Consider the following 24,989-nt stretch of genomic DNA (forward strand, 5'->3'; position numbering starts at 1 on the left):
AGCGGCCCTGGCTGTGCAAAGAAAAGGGAAGGAAATGGACTCAATGGACAAGGTGGACTTAATGGTCCCTATAACCCCTATAACCCCTATGAACACCGGCAAGGAAAAAACTCTGCAGAGAAAAAACAGCTTAAAAAACTATTCCGTTTTTTATTCTTCTAACAGTCTGCCTCCGTCATGCCATTCTCCGTACATCCTGTTGGCGCGGGTATGTTCCAGAAGCTTTTCCAGGCGGCTTTTAAACAGGTCCGGCTGGTTTTTCTTGATCTGAATGGTATCAATGCGCACATGGCGGTACAGACGCGGGAAGTTCAGAAAGTGGGCGTATGTTTCCGGTTCCCGGCGCAGGACGTCCAGGATTTCGGAATCTATTTGGAAAGCTTCCGGGTCCATGTCCGGCAAACAATCCATTCCCCGCGGCGTCATCAATCCCATTCTGAGCAGGCGGCGGACGCGTTCCTTGTTCAGTTCCGACCACTTGCTTCCTTTGGCCCTCGGAGAAAGACGCTGAACCAAATGCCCCTCCGGCGTCTTTTTGCGCGTGCTGTCAATCCAGCCGAAGCAGAGGGCCTCCTCCACGGCATCCAGGTAAAGAACGGCGTGCGGAGAGGGTTTGCGGGTGATCGGAATCCAGCAGGATGAGGCGGTGCGGTGGTATTGTTCCAGCCATTCCCTCAATTCTCCGCGCGTGGTGATGGGAAGCAACTGGTCAATGTCCATATCGCATGAGGTGAAGGGGGAGAATCATTCTGAGGCCGTACACGTTTCCGGTGTGTTTTCCCTGGAAAAGGCCGTTGCGGCTATTCCGGCTGTGTAAGCCCGGCTATGGAACAAGTCAATGCCAATCGGAGGGGAAGGGAGCGCCTTTTTTGGAATGGTCTTTACAACATTAAAAGAATCAGTTGTTTTCTCCTTGCAAAAACAGATAGGAAAGTTATACGTGTTTCATGAAGAAAAACGTGCTGCTGACCGGGCTGGGGCTGGTTCTGGCAGTTTGTGCGGTTATGGTTTCCAGGATGGCGTGTGCCAATGATACAGACAGTCGGGCCTCCGCCGCCCGCGAACGGGTAACGCCCGTCCTGAATTCCTTTCTGGGTCCCTGCGGAGCCAGGGTGGGGTCTCCCGTGTTCCTGCGTGCCGTGAAGGAGGATTCCCTGCTGGAACTCTGGGTAAAGCCGGACAAGGGAAAGCGCTACGTACTCGTCAAACGCTATCCCATTGCCGCATGGTCCGGAGAGCTCGGCCCCAAGCAGAAGGAAGGGGACAGACAGACGCCGGAGGGATTTTATGAGGTGGTTCCCTCCGGATTGAATTCGTGCAGCAATTACCATCTGTCTTTCAACATCGGCTATCCCAATTCCTACGACCGTTTCCTGAACAGGACGGGAAGTCTGATCATGGTGCATGGCAGGGACGTTTCCATCGGCTGCCTGGCGATGACGGATCCGGGCATTGAGGAACTTTATACGATGGTGGAACAAGCCATGGCGGCCGGCCAGAAGAGCGTGCCCGTGCAGATATACCCCTTTGTGCCTACTCCGGCGCGGCTGATGCGGGAGAAGGATTCTCCCCATGCGGCATTCTGGTCCCTGCTGGCCCGCGCGTGGAATTGGACGGAAACCCGCCACGCCCCGGCTCCGGTGGTGTTCAGGGACGGCAGCCTGGTTTTGGATAGTGACGTCCCGTGTTCCGGGTCATGACCTGATGAGGGGCCAGGGAATCCATGAATTGCGGATGAGGCGATTCTTCGGACGGGTGCGGACAAGCTGTTTTAAGGGTGTGCCTGCCAAGCATTGCCCGGGCGCTTCCTGCATGGAATGGTGAATAACGGCGGAATGGCTCTGCCGGGCTGCCATTTGAAGGAACAAGGGCGGAAAAAAGCCCCGGAACGGCAGGAATCCATTCCGGGGCATATGGAAAGACCGTCCACGCGGAGAAATCTTCTCCGTGCAGGGCGCGCCATCCGTTAAACCAGTTGCGCGATCAGTTCTTCGCGGTCGCCCGGCAGGAAGTCCATGGGGGCGATTTCCGGCAATGTGTAGCACCCGGCGCCCAGCTTCATGCTGGCGCGTGCGGAGGCCACCATGACCTGGGCGGTCAGGGCCGGATTGTTGATGCGCATTTCAAATTTGAACATCTGGTTCTGCGTGGTTCCGGAAACGCCTTTGCGCTCCATCAGTACGCCGTGGCCCATGTCCTTCAGCGCGTCGATGTCCGACACCTGCTGCACGCGGGTGTCGTCATGGCTGAAGTAGGAATCGGACTTGATGGCAAGTTCGACGTCGGAAAACTTCGCGCCCTCTTTCAGCACCACGTACACCATGCGGCGGTGGACGCCGGAACCGGTGGGGATAGTGAGGGAAAGGGCGTCTTCCACGCCTTCCTTGGAACGCGCCACCACGCTGTGGCCCATGCTCATGCCGGGGCCAAAGTTGGTGTACGTGATGCCCTTGGGCGCCATGGCCAGCATCATGGAACGCATCACGGAATCGGTGCCCGGATCCCATCCGGCGGAAATGACCGCGACGGAGTCGTGCTTGATGGCCTGGGCGCCCAGGGAGCGGCGCAGGTCCACGATCTTGTCGTGAATGTCGAAGCTGTCCACCGTGTTGATGCCGCGGGCGAGCAGGGGCAGGGCCGTTTCTTCCACGCTGCGGGTGGGGGTACACAGCAGGGCGACGTCCACGTGCCCCAGCTCCTCAATGTCCGCCACGGTTCTGATGCCGTGGACGGGTTCGCTGCCGGGGCGGCGCACAATGCCGACCAGTTCCATATCGGGAGCGGCGCGCAAGGCGTCCACGGAGTACTTCCCGATGTTGCCGTATCCTACGATGGCTACTTTGATCATCTTGGTAAATGGTATGGTTCAGGGAGCCGGGGGCAGGGTATCTGCCGGAGTGTTTCCCTCCCGTTGACGGCTGTCATTTAAGCTTTGTCTCCGGGGTATGGCAAGAGCGGAGAATGACAGGGGGAGCTGTGCGGCATCATTGTGTGTTATTTGAACGGGAAAGCTCTGGAGGCAGTCTGAATCCTCGGAAACTCTTCCAATGAAATGATGAAAACCAAATTAATTATTTTAGGCGTCGCCACCCTTCTTGGGTGCGTTTCCTGCCATACGATCGGCGGTGTGGGCAGGGATGTGGAATCCGTCGGCAACGATATCAATTCCGCCGCCCGGGCTACAAGCCGTGCCATGTAGGACGGCTAACCGCTGAATATTCAGAAGCCGCTTCTCCGGAAAGAGAGAAGCGGCTCTTTTTGCGGAAAAGATGGGCCTTTCCCCCTGGATCGCATTCCAGGGGGTGTGCGCCGGAACGGGAAGTGTTCCGGAGTGGAGTTCCGAAAGCCGGGCGGCTTTTTATTGCTGCATGGAGCGGCTTGTGGCCTGGGAAGCGCTGTCTATTTTGCTGCCCATGGATTCCACGTCCTTTCCGATGCCGCTGATGGTGTTGCAGGAGGCAAGGCCGAGAGCCGTTGCGGCGGTCAGAAGAATGAGTTTGATGTTCATGGCGGTAGAATGGAATGAAATGTTGAAGGCCGCATGTTATCCCGCTTCCGTTTCCTTGTCAATGGGTCGAATGGTTGAAAGGAACAGAAGGGAACCGGAACGCGCCTCCCGGTATTGAAGCCGGGCGGAATGCCGGTTTTCCGGAGGCACTGCATTCATGGTTGGAGAGGGTTTTTCCCTCCTCGCGGGGGAAACATGGCACTCCGCTTCAGTCCTGAACTTCCACTTTGTCCGGAGTGCCGGCCTGTGCCAGTTTCCTTTTCAGGGAGATGACGAACCTGACCAGCAGGTAAATGGCCGCTCCCAGCAGGAGGACGGCCAGAACGGGCAGCACGCAGGCCAGGATGGAGACGAGGGAGGCGGATACCGTTTCCGCCGTGGAGACCGCGGAATTGCCCAGTCCTCCCGTAGCGGCGGAGGCCGCCGCACGAATGGCCGCCATGCCGCCATGAATGACGCCCGCCGCTCCTCCGCCCGCAATGGCGGCCAGTCCCCACTGGAGCATGGAATCCATGTGGCCGATGAATCCGGCGGCCAGGATGGTGCCCGCGATAACGGCCGCGGGCGCTCCCAGCACGTCCAGCGTATTGTCAATGACAGGAAGGTAGTACCCTGCTATTTCCAGCAGGGTAGCTATGGAAAGCGTGATGAGGGCGGGGGTGCCGCCCAGCCACGCGAATTCCGGAGTAACGGTCAGAAAGCCCCCGTGGATGGCGATGGAGGCCACCAGCAGGGGCACGAAGATACGGAAGCCGCAGGCCGCTCCCAGCCCGATGCCGAGCAAAACGCCCATGACGGCTTCCATATTCATCTGAAAATCAGCTTAGTTTGACGGTGGTTTCCGTGGTCCCGGCCTGAACCGTAGCGGCAGGGGCTGGGGCGGGAGCAGGGGCCTTTTTCCCGTCCGTGGATTTGCCCAGGAAGGAGGGCAGTTCCAGCCCTACGCTTTTGCCCAGTTCATGCAGGGGCAGTGTGTCTTTCACCAGATTCTGGACGAATCCGCCCACGGAGGAGTCTCCGCCGTTGCCCATCACGATGACCTTGTCGAATTTCAGACCCTTGACGGCTCCGGACTGGAGTTCCACGATTCTGGTGAGCTGTTCCGTCACCAGGAGGTTGGAGGCGGCGTCGGAAGAACCGGCTGCTTGTACAATCTGCCGGAAACCGCTGGCCTTCCCGGCCAGCACGGCTTCAATGGCGGCGGCTTCACCGCGGCCCACCATTTCCATGCCTTCCCCTTCCGCCTTTTTCTTGAGCAGGGTGGCCTGGGCCTCGCCCTCTGCAAGCTGGCGGATGGCTTCCGCCTCCGCCTTGCGCTGGATGAGCAGGGCCTGGGCCTTGCCTTCCTGTTCCAGTTTGAGCACTTCCGCAGTGGCCTGGGCCTGTACTTCCCTCTGGCTCTTTTCGATTTGGGCGGATACCAGGATGTTGGCTTCCTGGGTGGCGCGCTCACGTTCGGCACGCTTCAATTCCGCTTCCTTTTCAGCCTGGTAGGCTTCTTCCAGGGTCTTGGCTTCCTGCACCTTCTGGGCCACTTCCGCCAGCTTTTTGGCTTCCGCCTGCTTCACTTGCAGCTTGGCGGCGGATTCCGCAATCTTGATCTGGGCCTCGTTCTGCCCTTCAATGGCGACGGCGCGGGCGTTGGCCACCTGGACGGTCTGGTCCTTTTCCGCTTCCGCCTTGCCGATTTCACCGCGGCGGGTTTCTTCCGCCACCTTGATGGTGGCGTCATTGATGGCGCGCGCGGCGGCTTCCTTGCCCAGGGCGTTGATGTAGCCGGAGGCGTCCTGAATATCCGTGATGTTGGCGTTGATGAGGTGGAGGCCCACCTTGTGCAGTTCCACGTCCACGCCTTCCGTAATGCCCTTGATGAGTTTTTCGCGGTCGGAGTTGATTTCCTCAATGGTCATGGAGGCGATCACCACGCGCATCTGGCCCATGATGATTTCCGCGGCCAGGTTGCGGATTTCCTCCCGGGTGCGGCCCAGCAGGCGGGCGGCGGCATTCTGCATGATTTCCGGCAGGGTGGAGATGCCCACGATGAAGGAGGAGGGAACGTCCACGCGGATGTTCTGGGAGGACAGGGCGCCCTGCAGGGGCACGTCAATGTTGATCGGGTTCAGGTCCAGGTAGCTGTATGACTGGAGCACCGGCAGCACGAAGGTGGAGCCGCCGTGGTAGCATTTGGCGGGCTGCCCCGTGCCCACCTTGCCGAAGACGATGAGGATTTTGTCCGGCGGACACATGCGGTAGCGGCTGAACAGCCAGGAGGCCGTCAGGATGATGAAGAGAACCAGAATGGCAATGGGGATTATCTTATCCATGGTGTTGTAATATGGGTGGTATGTTTGGGGTTGTTAATGAAGAGGTTTTACGGTGACTACGCCGGCGGCGACGGAAACCACCTCCACCTGCGTTCCGGCCGGAAGCGTTTCCTCCCCCTCCTGAATGGCCGGGAGGTACAGAAGCTGGCTGGGGTGGGCGATTGTCACCTGGCCGCCGCGCTGGCGGCCGCCGGGAATGCTGATGTACACGGAGCCGGTCATGCCCTTGAGCGTTTCATAGTTCAGGGTCCCGTCGGACTTGAGGCTCATGATGAAACGCATGGACAGGCCGATGATCAGGAACATCAGGATGCCCGTGAAAGCGGCGGCGGCTATGGAGGTGGCCATGCCCCAGCCCAGACCCTGGGCCAGCACGCCGCCCCAGCCGAAGCCCAGGAAGAAGCCTATGCCGGATTTGACGGAGAGCAGCCCTACATCGGCGCCTCCGGAGTCCGCGTCAAAGTCCAGGTCATGTTCTCCAAGACCGAAGAGGGACAAAAGAAACAACAGCGCGCCTATGCCTGTCGCGGCAATGGCGATGATGAAAAAGATGGAGTAATCAGTCATAGGGTGGATTGATTAAGGGGAGTATCCATATTTGCGGCCCGCTTGTCTATGGAAAAAGACGGGCATGCGGGATTCCCGCCGGGAGGGAAGCGCCCTTCCGCCTGGCTTCGGCATGTCCGGAAATTCCGTCATTTCATTTCCACGACGGCTTTTTCCCCTTTTTTGAGTTCCAGTTCCCGGAGCAGAAGAAAGTCGTTGGTCAGCAGCCCCATCTTGTCCACGGGGGTGGCGGCGTCTCCCACCGTGACGGTGGCCGTTTTGGCGCTGATTCTGTTGGGAAACCAGACGCCCAGCCTTCCCTTGGCATCCTTGTTGGCCGTGACGGTGAATCCCTTGGCGGCGTCCTCCGGATCGTTCCAGGTGATGTGCCACGGGGACTTGGCGTGGGATTCGTCCAGGCGGGCGACCCAGGCGGGGTCTCCGTAAAAGGCTACCGTATCCCGGTCATGAATCAGCCCCATCTGGTCCTTGCCCATGCCGTAGCCGGCTGCGGCCATGCCCTTGGAAAATTCGGGGTCGTCCTTGATGCCGCTGATGTCCGGAGAATTGAAGTGCACGTCCATGAGCTTGGGAAAGCGGGTCATGGTTTCGTCCAGAATGAACTGGTTGTTCAGGTACCAGGCCTCCGCCAGGCTGGAATTGTCATGGTTGCTGAAAAGCATGCCCAGGGTTCCCCAGCCGCCCTTGCCGTACCAGGAAGGAACGGTGTAGCCCACAAGCTGGTTGAAGCCGTAGCGGCTCAGGGCGGTGACGGCCATGGAGTTTTTCGTTTTCATCACGTCTCCCACCAGGCAGTTGCCAGCGGCCAGCCAGACGGCGGGGCCCGGGCCGGGCTTGATCACGGGAGCCTTGCTCCGTTCAATGAAGGCCATCAGATCGTCTTCCTTTCCGTTGAACAGCACGCCGCGCAGGAAGGTGGTGAATTCCCGGAACTGCTTTTTGTCCAGCACATGAAACTGGTTGTTCCCGGATACGATGATTCCCTTGCCGAAGGGCATTTCCAGATTGAACTGGGTGGCATGGGACGCAGTGGCGAAGAACTGGGGGTCGTTTTTCTCCCAGTATTGCGTGAGCTTGGGCGTCACACCCAGGGAATCCTGGTCTCCCTTTTCCTGTTCGCGCAGGCCGCGCGTGTAAAAGGACGGCGTCACTTTTTCCTTGTATCCGCGCTGTTCCGCATACTGGAAAGGCTGCCAGTCCAGAATGCACATGCTTTCGCTGAACCGTCCGGAGTCGATGTTGGTGGTGCCCATGGCGCGGGTCATGACAAGGGGGGATTCCGCGGAGGCTATGCGCATGGCGTCTTCCGGCGCGTACCCCGTGACGATGCCCCAGATGCAGTCCCCGTAGGGGTCGTCGTCCAGGCGGCGCGTGAGGCGGTGCAGGTCATTGACCACGGTTCTGTCTATCTCCTCCGGGCGCGCGACGACGGCCAGGAAGCGGGGAGCCATTTTCTTGAGGGTGTCCAGTTTGGCGAACATGGAATCCTTCACGGTGACGATGGCGCCGCCGTGCCTTTCCGCCAGCTTGTCCGCCACGGCTTTCCATTCCGGCATGGCCGCGGTTTCCTCCGAGATAATGATGGCGTAGTCATTCCTGGCGTTTGCCTCCTTTTTAGCGACGTTTGCGGCAGTGGCGTGAATGCAAAAAGCCGCCGTGGAGACGGCGGCCGGGGCTTTTTCGGATTTGTCCGCCTGCTTTTCGGCAGGCGGAGCTTCCGCGGCCGGATGATCCGGCAGAATGTTCAGGTTGAGGTGGTCCCCCTTGCCGAAGATGTCCCTGGCAAGCTTGTTCACTTCATCCACCGTGATGGCCTTGACGTCCGGAATGCTTTCCCTCTGCTGGACGAGGCGGTCCGGTCTGGCCTGGGAATCCTTCAGGAGGCCCGTCCAGTAGCCGTTGTCGCGCTGGGCGCGCTCCATGGAATTGAGGATGGGGTTGCGCGCCCGGTCCAGTTCCTCCTGTGTTATGTTCCCCTTGCCGAGCTCGGCCGCGATTTTGGCAATGGCGTTGCGGACAGCGTCCTTGTTGCGCATGACGCCGGAGCTGATGGTGAAGATGTAGCCGTCGTCCGGGTAGGTTTCGCTGATGTTGATGCCGGTGAAGGGGGAATAGGTTTCTCCCATGTCTTCACGGATGCCCTTGAAGACGCGGTCGTAAAAGACGGCCTTGAGCATGTTCAGCCTGCGGGCCAGCTTTTTGTCTTCCCCGCCGGGCGTTTTCCAGAAGAGGCAGACCAGCGTCTTGTCAATGGAGGAGTCGTACTCCAGATCCCTGGAGAAGTTGAAGTCCGCCATGGCCGGATGGCGCAGTTTTTCGTCCAGCGCCGCCGGAGCGTCCGCTCGCTTGGGGAGGGCGCCTACCGTGCGTTCCAGCATGGGGATGATGTCCTCCGGCTTGAAGTCGCCGGTGACGGTCACTTCCATGTAGTTGTTCTTCAGGGGGGCGTCCACCCAGTCCCGTACTTCCTTGATCTGGTAGGATTCCAGCTGTTTCTGCGTGGGGAAGGTGAAGCGGGGATTGTTCTTGTACAGGATGGCCGGTACCTGCGTCTTCATGGCTCCCTGCGCTTCGTGAGCCAGCTTGTTGTAAAGCATGGGGATGGCGCGGCGGAGCTGGACGACGCCGTCCTCGCGGTAGCCGGGGTACATCAGGTAGGCCGTCTGAAGCTGGAGCTGGGTTTCCAGGTCCTTCCGGTTGGTGTTGCCCGCCAGCACGAAGGAGCGGTCCGTCATGGAAAAGCCCACGCCGACTTTTTTGCCTGCCATGACGGCGGCCAGGTCGTCATTGGAGTGGTTGGTCAGGCCGCCGCCGTTCATCACGGCGCCCGTAAAGATTTCCAGCCCGGCGGCTTTCTCCGGCCTGCTCAACTCACCGCCGTCCACGGCAAAGGTGATGTTGATGGAATCCTTGTCGAATTCCGTAGGCTTCAGGTTGACGCGCACGCCGTTGGAAAGGGTGAGCTGCGTGACTCCCAGGTCAGCGGCTTCCTTGCTGGCCGTTACCTTGCCGGGTTCTCCGAACTTGTAGGAGAATGCCTTCTGCTCGTCCACCCTGTAGGGTTCCACCTTGGCGGCCTGGGCTTCCCGGTAGATCTTCATGGCCTCGGCGGAGCCCTGGGCGTTTTCCTTGTTCGACGTGACGATTACGCGGGGATGGGCGTTGCTCCAGGCTTTTTCCAGGGCGGCCCGGCATTGTTCCGGAGTCAGGTTTTCAATGACTTCCCTGGAGATGGACCAGTCTTCCTCAGGCGTCGTGAAGACCATGTCTTGCGCCGCGCTCTGGGCGATGGCGGAAGCCAGGTCCTCGGACTTGGCCGTAGGCCAGGATTTGATGGCGTTTTCCGCGGCGGAAATGCTGTTGCTGCGGGCTTCCGCCAGCTCTTCCTTGTTGAAGCCGAATTCCACGGCGCGGCGCAGTTCCTGCTCCATGGTGGTCAGAGCCGTCTTCCAGTTCTTGTAGTCCGCCCGGGCCTGGATGGCATCCACCTCCGCTGTTTCCAGCAGTTCCATGCGGCCAGCCTCCGCGGAAATGAAGGGGCAATCCGTGTTTTTCGCCATCTTTTCCAAGCGGCGGTTCAGCATGGCGTAAGCCATGTTCAGCGGAATGTCCCTGGTGCGGTTGGCGATGGTATCCGGCTTCTTTTCATAGGGCCGCACGAGGTTGATGCTGATTTCCGTGGCGGTGGCCTCCTTGTTGGTGATCCAGTGGCTGGTGGCCTCCGTTGCCGTCTTGAGGGTTCCCCGGTCGGCCTTGAAGGAATAGTCGTCCTTCTTCATGGAGCCGAAGTATTTTTCCACCCATTCCTTTCCCTGTTCCGGGGTGATGTCCCCGGCGATGACAAGCTGCATCTGGCTGGGAACGTAATGGGTCTGGTAATAGTTCACGAACTTTTCCCGCGGGGCGTTCTGAATCACTTCTAGCGTGCCGATGGGGTAGCGGTGGGGAATCTTGGTGCCGTCCAGCATGATGGAGAATACTTCCTTCATGACCCGGTAGCCGGCGGAGTCGCGCGCCTTGTATTCGCTGGTGATGATGCCGCGTTCGGCATTGACGGCGCTTTCCTCCAGCAGGGCGCCGTCCGCAAAGTCGCGCATGATGGTGAAGGCCAGGTTCACGGTGGATTCCTTCATGCTGGGAACGTCCATCGTGTACACGGTTTCGTCAAACGAGGTGTAGGCGTTGGCGTCACCGCCCAGCCCCAGGCCTTCCTTCTGCATGGCGGGGATCATTTCTCCGCGCTTGAAGTGCTTGCTGCCGTTGAACACCATGTGTTCCAGGAAGTGGGAAATGCCCTGGATGTCGTCCGTTTCATTCAAGGAGCCGGTATTGACGCGCAGGCGTATGCTGAAACGTCCCTTGGGTTCCGCATTAGGGCGGATGAAATAGGTGAGCCCGTTGGGGAGCTGCCCCTTGATCAATTGCGGGTCCTGCTTAGGAATGCCGGCTGCCGCCTGGGCTGGAGCCTTGGCCAGTGCCTGGGATTCTGCGGCCGGGGAAGCCGCCGCCAGGACGCATGCCGCGGCCAGAATGGAAGTAATGGTGAATGCCTTCATGGGAGAATGTTGTTGTCATGTTTCACATGGTTTTCCGGGCAAGTCAAGCGGGCTTTCCTGCATGAAGGAGGTGAAATTTCCGGTCTGCCGGGAAAACGAAAGTCTTTTCAAAAGGAAGAGGAGGGAGTCCATTCGTCCCGCGGCCGGGGTTCGGAAATGCCGCAGATGCGGTCCACGCAGCGGTCCCAGGCTTCCTGTCCCTGATAGATCTCTACTTCAATGCGGAGGAAGTAGATGGGGACTTCCGGGTCTTCCTCCGGCTTTTCCAGCCGCACGGCATCTTTTTCCGTGGTCACGATCATATCCATGGCACGGTCCGCGCACCTGTCGTAAAATTCTTCCAGTTCCGACTGTTCAAACCAGTGGTGGTCCGGAAATCTGCGGCAGATTTCCACATTGGCGCCCAGGGAGCGCAGGGAATCCTCAAAGCTTTCCGGCCGGGCGATGCCGCTGAGGCAGGCCACCCATTTTCCCTTGAGCACTTCCAGCGGCAGGCGTTCCCCGGTGAAGACGTTTTCCAGGTACTTGGGGCCGTGGTCGCTGACGATGATTTCCGCCACGGGGTTATAGCGCCGGATTTTGGCAATCAGCTCGTCCTGCGGCTTGCCGCCGCATTTGGTCAGCACGATGTAGCTGGCGCGCGCCAGGCTGCTTTTGGGCTCCCGCATGGTGCCGCGCGGCAGCATGGCCCCGGTGCCGAAGGGGGCGCCGCAGTCCACTAGCACGATGTCCAGTTCGTGGGCCAGTTTCAGGTACTGCATCCCGTCGTCCAGCAGGAGGGTGTCGCAGCCCAGATGTTCGATGGCGAAAATGCCGGACTTGATGCGGTTTTTGTCCACCAGCACCGCCACGCCGTCCAGATTCTTGGCCAGCATGAACGGTTCGTCCCCGGAATACAGGGGGCTGAGAAAGCGGGTGCGGCCGTCGCTGGCGATTTTAGGCAGGTTTTCCACCTGCTTTCCGTCCTTGTCCTTCCATTCCTGGGTTTCGTCCAGTTCCGCGCTTTTGTAGCCGCGGGTAAGAATGGCCACCTTGCGGCCGCGTTCCGTGAGCGTGCGCGCCAGCAGTTCCACCACGGGCGTTTTACCCGTGCCGCCCACGGTAATATTGCCTACGCTGACGACGAGCGTTCCCAGCCTGGCCTGCCTGGCAATGCTGGAATGGAACAGGTACAGGCGCATCAGCACCACCAGCTTGAACAGCCAGGAGGCGCCTCTCAGCACCATGCGCATCATCGTGGCGCGGAATCCCCTGGCCCGGCCGAAAATGACTTCCGTCCCCCACTCTTCAAACTCTTCCGATCTGGATTTCATGATATGCCGGCGGCGTGTGCGCGGAGTCCGTCAGTGAAGGATGCGGTGGCAATTGTCGCAGTAAACGGTTTCATGGCCGCCGAGCACTTTCATGCGGGCGTTGTCCGTAACGACCATGTGGCATCCGCCGCAGTGGCCTTTTTCATCCATGGGCACGATGACCGGGACGCCCTTGCTCTTGGTCATCCGCTCATATTCTCCCAGGGAATTCTCGGGAATGGCGGCGGCCAGGTCCGCGCGTTCGGCGGTCAGATTGTCCAGAAGCTGCTTGTCCGTTTCCGCCGTCCGGTCGAAGCGCGCCAGAATCTCTTCCATTTCCTTCTGGGAATCCTGCACCTTGAGGATTTTTTGCGCCAGGCTCTCTTTGGCCGTTTCCAGGCGCTCCATCAGTTCCAGTTCCGCGTTTTCCAGTTCGTCAATGGCCGCTTCCGTCTTTTCCACCTCCTGAATGCACTTCTGATATTCCTCATTCTTGCGGGTATTGGACTGGAGGGTCTTCATCTTGCCGATGTAGGAACGCTTGTTTTCAATCGTCCCCTCCACGTCCCGGATATCCTTTTCAAGGCCGGCGACCTCCTTCTTGGCGTCCAGAGCCTTCTGCTTGATGGCCTCCATTTGCCGGAGAAGGCGCGTTCTTTGTTCCGGCAGGGCGGCCAGTTCCTTGCGGAGCCTGGCAATGCGCGCATCCTTTTCCTGCAGGATCAGCAACTGGTCTAAGTCGGCATGATTCATCGCCTGCCAGCCTACCATGCGGAGAGGGAGCGGAAAAGATTTTTTCACGGATGCCGGGAGGCCGGGCATACATGCCTCCGGATTTGAACGTCCGCGCCGTCCGGAAAGGCGCGGATGGCCGCCGTTCCCATGGAAATCACGGACTTTCGCCCGGTTCCTGCGGAACAATCAGAAAGCGGCCGTCCGGAAAAAGGCGGAAGACCTCCGGAAGAGGGCGGCAGGGACCGTTTTCCGGAGAACAGAGAGGAATACTGATGCACGGAGCGCTGCGAAGGGAAGCGGTGCCCGGATGCAGGCGGCCGAGTGCTTCCAGAAGAGCCCTCTGCTGCTCCGGAGTGCTGCCCGTCCGGGGACGGGAGGCGGCCAGTTCCGCAAACTGCCCGGCGATTTTATCCTCCTTCTGGCGGCGCTGCCATGAGGTAAGAAGACAGAAGGCGGGTATCAGCAGGACAACCGCCAGAAAGAGGATGAAGGAATGGCTGCGGGGAGGCATGAAAAAGGGGAGGGTGCTCTCCAGCATAGGGAGGAGCGGCTTCCGCTCAACGGAAAAAGTGAAAAAATCTTAGAACGTCAGGATGGTCTGCACGCGGAAGACGCTGGCATTGCCGGTGTCGTTCCTGCCAGCCGGGTTGGAAATCCACAGCAGGGAGGGCTGGATCAGGAAATAGGGAGTAACGGAAATGTTGTAATGGCACTCCATCACCACTTCCTTTTTATTCCTGGGCCGGCCTTCCGCCATGCTCCCGTCGTCCGGGCGGGTGACCGCCAGCGCCATGCCGAACTGGTTGGCTTCCCCTTCCGGACAAATTCCCAGATGCTGGAGGGGCTGGCTACATATGAAGCCGCCGGACCACTGGACGGCCGCGCCGCAGGCGTTGTCCCGCGTGGAGTCGCTCCAGCCCGCGCGGCAGAAAACTTTCCAGGGGCTGGAACCCAGTTGTTGTTCCGCGTTGATAGCTATTCCGGCCACGGTATGTAGATTCTTCCGTTCCTCATTTTCCGGCAATTCATTGATCCGCGCGACAAAGGGAGTCAGCTTGACGGCTCCGGAATCATGCACCCATCCGAGTTCCGCCAGCAGGTTGAAATTCTTGCCGTCCGTTCGTTTCAGGGGAGACGCGTTTTGGGGGCAGCTGGTGAAGCTGCCGCCCAGCATGGCGTACCACTGGTCGTGGAACTGGTGCTGGAGGACCAGCCCCAGGTTGGAGTCCGCCATCGGGATAGTCTGGTTGTTGACGAAGGGCGACGCGCAGAACTGCCCGAATGAGGAATTGGCGTAGCTGTTGGTATCGAAATAATTCGTCTGGTTCACCACTCCGGCCACCAGGACGCTTTTTCCCCGGTTGAAGGATTGGAGCAGCGCTATTTCCGGCAGAAAGAAGATTCTTTCCCCGAAAATATCCGTATGGGTGTCTCCCGTCAGACCGATGGCGTCGTTCATGTTGCCGCCCCGCCAGGTGCGGCCGTTCAGGGCGGCGGAGCCTGAAAGCTCCAGTTTCAGCCAGGTATCCTCCTGCCGCGGGGACTTGACGAGGCGGTAGTTGGCATGGGCGTGCAGCAGGTACCAGAGCTGGGTGCCGGGCTTGCCGGGCGCCGGGTTGTGGATGGAATTGTAGGAAAAGGCGTTTTCCACCAGGAATTCCAGCCCCGCCTTGTAGGCGCGGGTGTGCAGCCCGCCCAGGGTGCGCGTGAGGGCGTCGTCGGGAATGGGAGCGGTTTCGTCCCCGTAATCCGCGCCCAGCAGGTTGATGTCCGCCAGAAGCTGCCCCTGGGGTTCCGGTTCGGAAGATTGGAGCATGTCCGTGCCGGCCTGTCTCCCCTGGGCGGCAAGAGCGCCCAAAAGGCTGAGAATGATGAGTGTTCGGTGCATGGTTGTTGATAGAGTTTCATGTGAGGAAAGAGAGCGGCAGTGTGAACGGAGCCTGCACATCCTACGGGAAATTCCCTCCGGAGGAAAAGAAACAAATCCCGCCGTTTGAGTCATGACACAGGGAGAGATTTCTCCCGTAAACAAGGTGTTCCAGCTCCGGGCGCTGAAGAAAAAAAACGCGGCGAAACGCGCGCGGATGCTCCGTCAGAGGCCGAGGGCTTCCTTCTGCCAGTTCAGCAGCGTGGCCATGCCTTTTTCCTTGTCTTCGGCGATGGCTTCCAGGGAGGCGCGGGTAATCAGGAAGGAGCCTTCAATGTCCAGTTCTTCCGCCTTTTCATCCCTTATCTTGCAGAGGCGGGCCAGGTTGGCTTCAAACTGTTCGGAATGCTGGCGGCGCTGGATGTGGGGACGGCACGGATAGTCGTCTTCGTCCAGCAGGTAGAATTTCTGCACGGCGTCCGTGAACCGGTTGCGCCTGTGGGCGTGGAAGCGGGGGGAGGGGGAAACGGGCCTTTGTTCCTGAAGGGCCACGCTCCACTGGATCAGGTCCGCATTGGAACAGACCATGAAGGAGGGCCTGTCCCAGCTTTTGGCTTCGGAATCCCGCCAGGCCCACAATTCCCGGAGGGCGGCCAGCCCCTTCCTGTTCAGCTTGCCGCTGCCCTGGATGCGCCAGGGGTCCGGATGACCGGTCAGGTAGCGTTCCCGCGCGCGTTCCATGGAATGGCGGCAAATCTCCTCAAACCAGCCCACGCGGCCTTTTTCCCGGAGGGCCGCCATCAGCTTGTCCGCCATGTCCAGCATGTAATTGACGTCGTTCAGGGCGTAGGTGACCATTGTAGGGGAAAGGGGGCGCCGGGCCCAGTCCGCCTTCTGGGAGGACTTGCTCAGCGTGACGCCGTGGAAGTGTTCCACCAGGGCTGCCAGCCCGAACTGGCGGAATCCCAGCAGGCGCGCCGCCGTCTGGGTGTCCCAGATCATGGCGGGCAGCGTTTCCCAGGCGCGCTGAAACAGGCACATGTCATAATCGGCGCCGTGCATCCATACTTCCGTATCCCGCAGCCAGTTGTAAAACGGGCTCATGTCTTCAATGGCGAGGGGGTCGATCAGGCAGGAGCCCGTTTCGTCGGCATACTGGATCAGGCAGATTTTTTCCTGATAGCGGTGCAGGCTGTCGGCTTCCAGGTCCAGGACAACCCGTCCCTTGGGTTGTGCGGCAGCGCGTTTGCGCCATTCCAGTAGTTCCTCTTTCTCGCTGATCATTTTGTTGTAACCGGGCGGAATTGAACCATGTATCCGGACTGGGGGCAACTGGAAATGCAAAAAAAGTGACGATGGGACAATGATGTGTTGCCTATTCCCCGAAAATAAGGCACGAAGAAAGGCGTATGGAAGAGGAAGCAGCAGGCGCCGAACGCAACCACGGGGAACAGCCCCTGGAAGAACTGATGAAACGCTGGAATCTGACCAACCATGATCTGGTCGCCATTTCCACGGAGCAGCTCACCCACAAGCAGGTCCAGAAGGCCCGCCAGGGGCGGCAGCTGACGCTGAAAATGATGCAGAAGGTGTGCCGCGCCCTGAACGTGGCCATTTGGGAAAAGCTTACTCCGGTACAGAAGGAGCAATACTTCGAGTACATGCACAAGCACGTGTTCAATTACGCCAAGGGGTATGATCCCCTCTGGAAGGACCCGAACCTGAACATGATGGCCTGAGGTTCCTTTTCCGCTGCACAAGTCCGGGAATCTCCATTTTTTGCACGTTCATGCCTTCTGTCCGGCAGTTTCTCCCGACTGTTGTTTTTTCATTTGGTTCCAGGGAATTGGAGAGAGGGGGATTCCTTATTTCCTATTCCTTGATATGACTTTTTTTTGGAAAAAAGGTTTGCGGAAAAGCCTTTTTTCATCAGCCCCCATCTTCGCGCGGAGTTTTCAACGCCAATGGGAACGGTCGATAAATAATAATGAGGGCCTTGGCTTCTGCCGCGGATTTGCAATCCGGGGTCAACCTGTAATTTTGAGGAAAAGACGTTTGAGCCAAATTTACACCCGTTTATCCAGATGTTCTCTCTACCGGGAACAGCAGTTTCCCGGTTTTCCCGGATCAATGACGCCCGCAGCAGCCCGGAGAGGAATTCTCCTTTCTTTTCCGCCATTCGGAGTTTTATTAGGAACGGGAGACGCTTAGTGATAGTGGGTTGAGCCGGGTGGAGAATGGAAGCGGATGTGCTGGTTTTCCGGATTATGGGGACTGAATCAAGCCGGAGGAAAGCCGGATTGTTTCTGCCGCAGGGACTTTCCGGATTGCAAATCCGGTATTCATTGCCCCGCCGATGACGACTTCATTGAAAAATGAAAAAGTTTCCGTGATGCGCCCGGGTTCCGGGGCATGTCTTTTCCTGCATGGGCGGCCATCGCCGTTCTTATTGACAGCCGTGAAAGCCGGGTGTATATGGCGCGCACTTTTGCCTGAGCCTTGCATAAGGATAAACTAATAACCATGAAAAACATTGCCTTTCTTATCTGCTGCGCTGGAATTTTATCAACATTTCTTGATAAATCCTTTGCAGAAGATTCTCCGGTTCTGTCCGGAAACACTCCCGCAGGTCAACGTGATGCAGCCGTGCTGTCGGATGGTGAATATATGTTGACTGTTAATGATTACAAGGAATTGAAGGAAAAGGGAGGGCTGCTGGTGCAATACTCGGCCCGGCAGAAGAAATTATGGGAGGGCGTTACTTTTTACTTTGAAAACAGGACGGGAAGAAAAGTGGACGCCGTATTGGAATCTGCGGACGGCCATTCCGGAACCGGGGAAGCGGTGCATTTGGTGAGGATTTCCCCTTCTTTTCCGCTGAAACCGGGAGAGGAATGGCATCTCAGGCGGGAACTGCGTTCCGATGAGCTTTTCAACGGGAAAGTGGCGGTTTCCCATATTGGACAGGAGTACACGTTCCAGGACGACAATGACGCCGCGGTCAAACTGGTTCACGGCGTGCTGGCAAATGCCCTGGTTTCAGGGAACAGCCGTCCGATGATGCCTGTTCCTTCCACTGGAAACCATCCGCACCCGTCTTCTCCGCCTCCCCATTATGCGGATGCGGGAAAGGACGGCTCCAGGCCGTCGTCCGGGAAAGACAAGGAACAGGATGAGGAGGAACAGGGAGATGCGGACGGGCCGGAACAGGAACCCCTCCGGCAGGAGGTCCCGGCCTGTTCGGCGGCGGGAACCTGGAGGAATGCCGCGGAACCTTTGGCCGCCGGGGCGGACATTGTGGTGCCGTCAGGTGGGGCGGCCCGTCCGGAAGAGGGTTACGACGGCGCCGTAACGATGGAGGGTTACGGAGACATTTTCCTGGAAAGTTCCAACGTGAGCGACGCCGGAAACAAGGATAAATATTACCGGATGGACATCAATCTGGCAGGTGGAGCGGATTCCAGGGTTTACCTGGGATTTTCCAATTCCACGGCCCGTACGGCCTTCCTGCAGGGCAGGATTGCGGGAACCGGAACCCTGGTGCTGGAAAACACCAGCCGCGCCCGCGTTTCCATCTTTGACCTGACCGGGGCGGATATGAGCGGTTTCAGCGGAACGCTGGAAACGGCGGCTCCCCGTTCCAAAATGGACGGCAACGGCAATTACAACACTCCCGTCCAGGTCCAGGCAGCGGGCGACATGCACTCTACCGTGGTGGACCTCTCCCTGATCCGCCAGGGAGGAACGAATCCGGGCGGCCTGGACAACTGGCTGACGTCCGGAGTCGGCACGCCCGCCTATGTGGTGCTGAAGCTGGAAGGGGATTTGAGCATCGCCGGACTTGAAGGGGACACGGCAGGCGGCTCCTCCCGCGTCACGGTCGGCAACGGAAAGACCGCTACCCTGACGGTCGATAATGCGGAAGACCATGAATTCAAGGGAATCATCGGAGGAGCAGGAGCGGACGGAGCCTACCATGCGGGCACTGCGGACAGGGACAGCTACACCACCGGAAAGGTTATTGAAGCGGACGGAACCGGAATCATCAACCTGGTCAAGAAGGGAACCGGCACCCAGACTCTTTATGCGGCCCATCTGGGCAGCCTGGATATTCGGAACGGAACGCTCCGCATAGGGGAAGGCGGCGGCATCACGCTGAAAGACGGTTTTTCCATGTCTTCCGGCGCACGGCTGGACATCGCCTCCGGCGCTTCTCTGACCCTGAACGGAAGCGCCCGTGCGTCCGAACTGGCCCTGATGTCCATTCAATCCTCCGGAACAATCACGTTCGGCCATGAGCTGGTCATGGACATGGAGGGAACGCTGGAGCTGGATTCCTCCGTCCAATTTTCCCATGGAAGCATGCTGACGGTGAATGCCCCCGGACCGGACGCGGAATCCGGAATCTCCCGGAAGCTGGTTTCCGTGACTGACGGGCATGCGCTGTCCCTTTCCGAAGGAGTGCACAAGGAAATAATCCGGTATGCCGAGGGGAAGGATGCGGACGGCAACCGGATTTACCGGGACATCGACGTGTACGGCGGCATTACGCTGAACGTTCAGGGCAGCGACAGATGGCAGATGCTGCTGACCGGGCTGGATTCCTCCTCGCTGACCGGGACCTTTTTCGATACGGACAAATTCACCTATTACGTCTGGCAGGGAAATGCCGCCGGCTCCACGGAAGGCAATATATGGACGGACGGCTCTTCCGGCAGCAGCCCGTGGGAGGGCGGCCTGACGTTTCGGAATGGAGACCGGGAAGTCTGCTTCGGCATGAAGGACTTGTCCGGAAAGGACATCAACAGCTTTGACGTTTACATCGACGGCACGGTGGGCATCTCCAGCATGACGGTAACGGTGGACAAGGCGGCGAATGACGGCCTGGGCTACCGGTTTCATGCGGTGACGGAAGGCGGCGGCTGCATTGCGGATGCCGGGGCGGATGCTCCGGGCCGTCTGCGCAAGGAGGGGCAGGGAATGCTGACGCTGGCTACCTGCAATACGTTTTCCGGAGGCACGGAGATCCTGGAGGGCAGCATTCTTGCGGCGCGTGAAGGAGCGCTTGGCTCCGGCAGCATCCGCATGGCGGACGGGACGCAGCTCTACATCAATTACCCGTTCGCGAACGAACTGGACAGCTCCTACCGCAATCCGACAATTTCCAACGACATTCAGATAGGCGCCTCCTCCAAGGACTCGGCCCGGATTATCATCGGCTATTCTCCGATGTCCCTGGCGGAACGGGATGAAAACTCGGAAAACAACTCCGGCTACCAGTGGGACTACCTGACTTCCCGCCACTGGCGCACCCTGAGCCTGACAGGAAGGCTGAGCGGGTATGGGGAGCTGACGCTGATGGGCTATACCTCCACTACGTCCAACGGGGCGGACAAATGGGCGAGCATGTTCCACATAAGCGACGAAAATCTGCCGGAAGGGGAAAAATCCGATTTCAGCGGCACGGTGAAGCTGGACAACTACATCCTGTATTCCACGGCCAAATCCTCTGCCAATGCCAATGCCAACAACGACCGCCTTGACGTCCGCAAGCCGGGAGCGGTTCAGCTTTCCATAGAAGACGACGCTCTGAGGAACGCCAGGGTGGACCTGACGCGCGGGCATGCGGTGAATGCCTCCGACAACGGAACCGCCTTTGAAGGCAAGGAGCGCATGGACCTTTACCACATTCTCCTGGTCCGGTCGGATTCCGTCCTGGCGGGATTGCAGGGAGACCTGATCGGCAAGACGCAGGACACGGAATACTACGGCGGCGCCTATTCCATCGCCGGAGAAGTGGACACCCTGCGCGTTCTGACCAATTCCACCAGTACGCTGACGCTTGATGTGGGAGAGGCGGATGAACTGTATTTTGCCGGCGTTTTCGGGACGGCTTCCGCATACGGTTCCACTTCTTCAGGGAAGGTCACTGCGGCCGGCAAGGAGACGCTGTCTCTGGTCAAGGCGGGGAAAGGGTCGCAATATATCCACACGGCCACCGTCCGCCATCTGACCCTCCAGGAGGGAACGCTCGGATTCAACAATCTCAAGGTAAATACGAGTGCCGTCCTGCATGGAGGAACTACGCTGAAACTGGGCGTGACGGAAGGCGTGGCTTCCGGAGGCGTTGTGCAGGACTGGGGCGCAGGGATGGGGAACATGACAATCAATTCCGGGTACGCTCTTCACATCGTCACTTCCGCTTCCAGGGAAGTGGCCGCCGGGGACGGCGTGATTCAAGTGCCGGAAACCGCCGTGGTGAACGGTTCCGTTTCAATTTCCGACTCGGCCTACCTGTATTTTGACTGTGACATTCTTCCGGTGGAACAGGCGGAATATCCGCTGCTGTCCATTACGGGCGTGGAGGGGATAGCGGATTCCGGCCGCCTGAATCTGGACGGAGATGTGCTGGTGCGCTTTTCCGGATATAACTTCAGCGGCGCGAGCACGATTGACAAGGAATACTACCTGGTAACCACGGAAAACGGCATTTTTGTCAACGGCAGCCTGGGAGGATTCCAGACGCGTACGATTTCCGTGGGCGGCGGCTATTTCGGCATCATCAAGATTACGGAGGATTCCATGAATCTGGTGATGACCGTCACCAATACCCCCACCCGCACCTGGTACAATGGGGAAAGCGGGGAAAATGACGAGGCCGTGGCAGCTACGGACAATGTCTGGTTTGCCAATACGGAGGCGGAGGGCCAGGGAACGGACCGGGACCACTGGCTGGAGGGGCTGGACAAGAACCTGGGAGTGAACGGTTTTTACAGGGATTCCTATCACGTCGCTTTCGGCGGGGAGGGAGATGGAAAGACGGGGGCTGTGGAAATGGACGGAGGAGAGGAATATAACGTCGTGCAGATCAGGGGAACGGTGCGGCCCGCATCCATCCGGGTCAAGGACGACGTCAATTACATTTTCCGGGCCCATGCCGGAGGAGGCATGATTGCCGACGGCCCGCTGCCGGACGATTACGGAAGCAGTGACTGGAAAACCATTCTGACCAAGGATGGAAAGGGAACGCTCCTGATAGAGACGGCGAACACCTATTCCGGAGGAACGGAAGTCAATGGCGGCAGGATCGTCATGCGTGACTCCTCCGCGCTGGGAACGGGGGAAATACGCATGTTTGACGGAACTTCCCTGGCTCTGGATTATGCCAGTTCCGGATTTGTCCAGCAGGTGGCGGCCCTGAACAACCTGTTGACGGTTGCTGAGGATTCCCGCGTAACGGTGACTCATACGGACAGGGTGATCGGCGCCGTGATTTCCCGGGTTCAGGGCGGTGCTGCCGCCAACCTGTTTTTGCAGGATTCCACCGACCATGCCAATAGCGTTTTCCGGCTGGACGACGGCTCCGGCTTTTCCGGAACCGTCAGCATGGGAGCGGCTGCCGGGGCCAGCGGGGTGGTGCAGGCCTCCCTGGCGCAGAACAAGTGGAACCATGCCTCCTTTGACCTGAGCTTGAACGGAGCGAAAACGACGGTGCTTCACCTCTATCCCATGGATGAGGGCCATGAATGGAGCCTGGCCGGAGTAGCGGGGATGGATGAGGAATCCGCCATTACGGCGGAGAAAAGCGCCGGAAGGGATTCCTCCGTCACGCTGCATTTGTCCACCCAGAGGCAGGACCGCGTTTACAATGGCGACATGGGATTCGGGCGGTATGTGGATATGTACGACAACGGCCTGATGAACGATTCCGGCTATATCAGCCTGATCAAGACGGGAACGTTCTCCCAGACTGTCGGGAACGCCCGCCTGGCAGGCCTGGACATTCAGGAGGGGATCATCAGGGTGGCGAAGACGCTTTTCCTGACGGGGAAATTGAATGTTTCTGAAAACGGCAATCTGGTCGTAGGGGGCGGAAGTTCCAAAAACGTGTATGATTATGACTTGCAGGTAAATGACGGAGGCGTGCTGCGGCTGGGCAGCGGGTTCGGCTCCCTGTCCGGAACGGCTTATACGGAAAACGGCGTTGCCAGGGTCGGCAACATGATTCTTCTGAATGGCGGGGGCACGTTGGGCATGCTGGATGCCGACTGGAGCACCACTTATGAAATGGTGGTGGACGCCGGGAGCGCGGACTTCGTACTGGACACGACCGGATATGATCCGGACACCATGACCGCGTCCGGGGACAGCCATGTGATGACCTTCAACGGGGAAATTAAGCCCGGCAAAACCTCCGGGACCATCAGCATCAGGAACGACAACGCCGGACGGAATGGCCGCGTGGTGCTGGGAGGCGCCAATACCTGGGACGGCACTTTCCGCGTGACGGACCATGCCGCCCTGGAACTGGCCCATGCGGAAGCCCTCAACACGAAGGCCGGAGTTGTTCTGCAAGGGACGGACTCCCGGCTGGACGTCAAGGCCGGGGTTGTTTCCTACGTCAGTTCCGTGGAGCTGAAGGGGATCGGGGCCTCTGTCAATACGCTGAACTCTTCTTCCCCGGCGGATGCCTCCGTGACGGTGACGGCGCGGACCGGGGCGGGTTCCTCCTCCGTGGCCGGGGCTTCGTTCGGGTCCTCCGGCGGGTACGGCATTGTCCGGGGCGGAAGTTCCGCGGACCGCGCCCTGTTCCATGGCGTGAAGGTGGATGTCAGGACCGGTGCCGCCCTCTCCCATACGGAGTTTTCCGGGTCTCTGCTGGATGTCGCCGCGGGGCAGCAGGCCGTCATCACCGACATGCTGATTCATGCTGCGGACTCCGGCATCAGGATGGGGGAACTTTCCTCCCTCACCGTTTCTTCCGCGGCCTCTTCCGTTCCCGGCCTGAACATCAGCTATGCAGACGGCAATTTCTCCATGACGAATGCCTCCACCTGGACGACCAATGCGCTGATCACCGGAACGGGACAGGCAGCCCTGGACTTTTCCGGAGGGGTGAATCTGCTGCTTACGGAATGCAGCGGCAGCCTGATTGACCAGTTGACGGCCTCCCGGGTGAGCACTATCGACTTTGTCCTGTGTGACAGAGACCTTTTGGGCAGCGCTTCCAACGTCGATTTCTCCACGGTCTGCGTGTTGTACGATACCGCCCTGAAAAATGCCGGTTTCGTGCTGGACAATGAAGGCACCTGGATGAATGACGGTGTGGTTACGCTGGTGCGTCCGGTTCCCGAACCCGCCTCCGCCGCGCTGGGCCTCCTGGGACTGGGGGTGCTTTTGCTGCGCCGCCGCAGGCATTGAGCGGCCGCCGTGCTTCCTGTTCCTCTCTGAATTCAGGGCCGGGAGAGCGGCGCATAAAAAATCCGGGAACCGCGGAGAGAAACGCGATTTCCGGAAGAGAAATAGCTGGGAACTCCGTTATTCGGCGGATTTCGCCTGCTGCCAGCGAGCTTCCATGGTGTCCAGGTCCGCCTGGTCCAGTGTGAGGCCGTCCCTGGCCAGCAGGCGTTCCATTTCATTGAAACGCCGTTCGAACTTTTTGTTGGCGCCCGCCATGGCCACTTCCGGGTCTATTCCCTTTTTGCGGCACAGGTTCACCACGGAAAACAGCAGGTCTCCCAGTTCTTCCGTGATGCGCGGGTCTTCTTCCGGCAGGGGCAGTATCTCCTCGCATTCAGCCGTTTCTTCCTTCACCTTGTCCAGGGCTCCCTGGGCGTCCGGCCAGTCAAACCCGGCTTTCGCGGCTTTTTTCTGAAGTTTCCAGGCCCGGAGAAGGGCGGGCAGCCCCTTGCCCGTGCCGTGCAGGTAGGGGGTGGATTCCGCCCCTTTTTCCTGTCTTTTGATTTTGTCCCACTGGGTCAGGACGGCGTCCGTCGTATCCGCCCGGGAGCTGGCGAATACGTGGGGGTGGCGTCGGATGAGCTTCTCACTGACTTCGGCGGCCACGTCATTGAAATCGAACCGTCCGTTTTCCTGGGCGATTTCTGCGTGAAAAACGACCTGAAGCAGCACGTCGCCCAGTTCCTCCCGCATTTGTTGCCAGTCGTCCCTTTGGATTGTGTCCACAGCCTCGTACGCTTCCTCAATCATGTTGGTGATCAGTGACTTGTGTGTCTGTTCAGCGTCCCAGGGGCAGCCTTGCGGCGCGCGGAGGCGCTTCATGATGGAGATGAGGCGTTGCATCTGGAGGGCAGGCTCGTGGCATTCAATCATTTCAGTGTCGTTCATGACAGGGGCCAT

19 protein-coding genes are annotated in these 24,989 nt (G+C 59.1%); 4 read left to right on the forward strand and 15 right to left on the reverse strand.

Annotated features, from left to right (window positions below; all coding sequences use genetic code 11):
• Positions 1-150: 150 nt before the first annotated feature.
• The gene (locus HMPREF3039_RS09450) at positions 151-720 is read right to left on the reverse strand and encodes a YdeI/OmpD-associated family protein (protein WP_067571035.1); all 570 of its coding nucleotides are present in this window, start codon (positions 718-720) and stop codon (positions 151-153) included.
• Between the two features lie 227 nt (positions 721-947).
• On the opposite strand from HMPREF3039_RS09450, the gene HMPREF3039_RS09455 reads away from it, so the two are divergent.
• Positions 948-1,700: a L,D-transpeptidase family protein gene (locus tag HMPREF3039_RS09455; protein WP_067571033.1), complete on the forward strand. Its 753-nt coding sequence runs from the start codon at positions 948-950 to the stop codon at positions 1,698-1,700.
• A 266-nt stretch (positions 1,701-1,966) separates the two neighbouring features.
• Here the strand turns inward: HMPREF3039_RS09455 and HMPREF3039_RS09460 are convergent, their stop codons facing one another.
• The gene (locus tag HMPREF3039_RS09460; RefSeq protein ID WP_067571032.1) at positions 1,967-2,848 is read right to left on the reverse strand and encodes a diaminopimelate dehydrogenase; all 882 of its coding nucleotides are present in this window, start codon (positions 2,846-2,848) and stop codon (positions 1,967-1,969) included.
• 204 nt (positions 2,849-3,052) lie between these two features.
• Here HMPREF3039_RS09460 and HMPREF3039_RS13350 point away from each other — a divergent pair, with 204 nt between their 5' ends.
• Positions 3,053-3,199, forward strand: a complete 147-nt coding sequence (locus tag HMPREF3039_RS13350) for an entericidin (protein WP_231863900.1) — start codon at positions 3,053-3,055, stop codon at positions 3,197-3,199.
• A gap of 159 nt (positions 3,200-3,358) precedes the next feature.
• Here HMPREF3039_RS13350 and HMPREF3039_RS13355 read toward each other — a convergent pair whose 3' ends face one another.
• From HMPREF3039_RS13355 to HMPREF3039_RS09505, 11 genes are all read right to left on the reverse strand, one after another.
• Positions 3,359-3,508, reverse strand: a complete 150-nt coding sequence (locus HMPREF3039_RS13355; protein ID WP_082770100.1) for an entericidin — start codon at positions 3,506-3,508, stop codon at positions 3,359-3,361.
• A 36-nt stretch (positions 3,509-3,544) separates the two neighbouring features.
• On the reverse strand, positions 3,545-3,667 hold the full coding sequence (locus HMPREF3039_RS14510; RefSeq protein ID WP_269447935.1) for a hypothetical protein: 123 nt from the start codon (positions 3,665-3,667) through the stop codon (positions 3,545-3,547).
• 49 nt (positions 3,668-3,716) lie between these two features.
• Entirely contained in the window at positions 3,717-4,319 is a 603-nt protein-coding gene (locus tag HMPREF3039_RS09465) for a DUF4126 domain-containing protein (protein ID WP_067952098.1), read from the reverse strand.
• Positions 4,320-4,326: 7 nt separating this feature from the next.
• The gene (locus HMPREF3039_RS09470; protein WP_067571030.1) at positions 4,327-5,832 is read right to left on the reverse strand and encodes a flotillin family protein; all 1,506 of its coding nucleotides are present in this window, start codon (positions 5,830-5,832) and stop codon (positions 4,327-4,329) included.
• Between the two features lie 33 nt (positions 5,833-5,865).
• Positions 5,866-6,399 carry an NfeD family protein gene (locus HMPREF3039_RS09475; protein WP_067571028.1) on the reverse strand — a complete coding sequence of 178 codons (534 nt, stop codon included), beginning with the start codon at positions 6,397-6,399 and terminating at the stop codon, positions 5,866-5,868.
• A 128-nt stretch (positions 6,400-6,527) separates the two neighbouring features.
• Positions 6,528-10,955, reverse strand: coding sequence for a M16 family metallopeptidase (locus HMPREF3039_RS09480; protein WP_067571026.1), 4,428 nt, complete (start codon positions 10,953-10,955; stop codon positions 6,528-6,530).
• A gap of 107 nt (positions 10,956-11,062) precedes the next feature.
• Positions 11,063-12,268: a tetraacyldisaccharide 4'-kinase gene (gene lpxK / locus HMPREF3039_RS09485; protein WP_067571024.1), complete on the reverse strand. Its 1,206-nt coding sequence runs from the start codon at positions 12,266-12,268 to the stop codon at positions 11,063-11,065.
• Positions 12,269-12,298: 30 nt separating this feature from the next.
• Entirely contained in the window at positions 12,299-13,048 is a 750-nt protein-coding gene (locus HMPREF3039_RS09490; RefSeq protein ID WP_167506738.1) for a zinc ribbon domain-containing protein, read from the reverse strand.
• Positions 13,049-13,136: 88 nt separating this feature from the next.
• Positions 13,137-13,520 carry a hypothetical protein gene (locus HMPREF3039_RS09495; protein WP_067571020.1) on the reverse strand — a complete coding sequence of 128 codons (384 nt, stop codon included), beginning with the start codon at positions 13,518-13,520 and terminating at the stop codon, positions 13,137-13,139.
• A gap of 42 nt (positions 13,521-13,562) precedes the next feature.
• Positions 13,563-14,870, reverse strand: coding sequence for a carbohydrate porin (locus tag HMPREF3039_RS09500; protein ID WP_067571018.1), 1,308 nt, complete (start codon positions 14,868-14,870; stop codon positions 13,563-13,565).
• 204 nt (positions 14,871-15,074) lie between these two features.
• Positions 15,075-16,133 carry a ribonuclease D gene (locus tag HMPREF3039_RS09505; RefSeq protein WP_067571016.1) on the reverse strand — a complete coding sequence of 353 codons (1,059 nt, stop codon included), beginning with the start codon at positions 16,131-16,133 and terminating at the stop codon, positions 15,075-15,077.
• A gap of 125 nt (positions 16,134-16,258) precedes the next feature.
• Between HMPREF3039_RS09505 and HMPREF3039_RS09510 the strand changes: the two genes are divergently transcribed.
• Positions 16,259-16,588: a hypothetical protein gene (locus HMPREF3039_RS09510; RefSeq protein ID WP_067571014.1), complete on the forward strand. Its 330-nt coding sequence runs from the start codon at positions 16,259-16,261 to the stop codon at positions 16,586-16,588.
• An 89-nt stretch (positions 16,589-16,677) separates the two neighbouring features.
• Here the strand turns inward: HMPREF3039_RS09510 and HMPREF3039_RS13855 are convergent, their stop codons facing one another.
• Positions 16,678-17,028: a hypothetical protein gene (locus HMPREF3039_RS13855; RefSeq protein WP_147549681.1), complete on the reverse strand. Its 351-nt coding sequence runs from the start codon at positions 17,026-17,028 to the stop codon at positions 16,678-16,680.
• Positions 17,029-17,516: 488 nt separating this feature from the next.
• Here HMPREF3039_RS13855 and HMPREF3039_RS09520 point away from each other — a divergent pair, with 488 nt between their 5' ends.
• The gene (locus tag HMPREF3039_RS09520) at positions 17,517-24,050 is read left to right on the forward strand and encodes an autotransporter-associated beta strand repeat-containing protein (protein ID WP_197457896.1); all 6,534 of its coding nucleotides are present in this window, start codon (positions 17,517-17,519) and stop codon (positions 24,048-24,050) included.
• A 117-nt stretch (positions 24,051-24,167) separates the two neighbouring features.
• On the opposite strand, the gene mazG is transcribed toward HMPREF3039_RS09520, so the two are convergent.
• On the reverse strand, positions 24,168-24,977 hold the full coding sequence (mazG, locus tag HMPREF3039_RS09525; RefSeq protein ID WP_067571055.1) for a nucleoside triphosphate pyrophosphohydrolase: 810 nt from the start codon (positions 24,975-24,977) through the stop codon (positions 24,168-24,170).
• Between the last annotated feature and the right edge of the window lie 12 nt (positions 24,978-24,989).

Source organism: Akkermansia sp. KLE1798, assembly GCF_001580195.1.
GTDB classification, from domain to species: domain Bacteria; phylum Verrucomicrobiota; class Verrucomicrobiia; order Verrucomicrobiales; family Akkermansiaceae; genus Akkermansia; species Akkermansia biwaensis.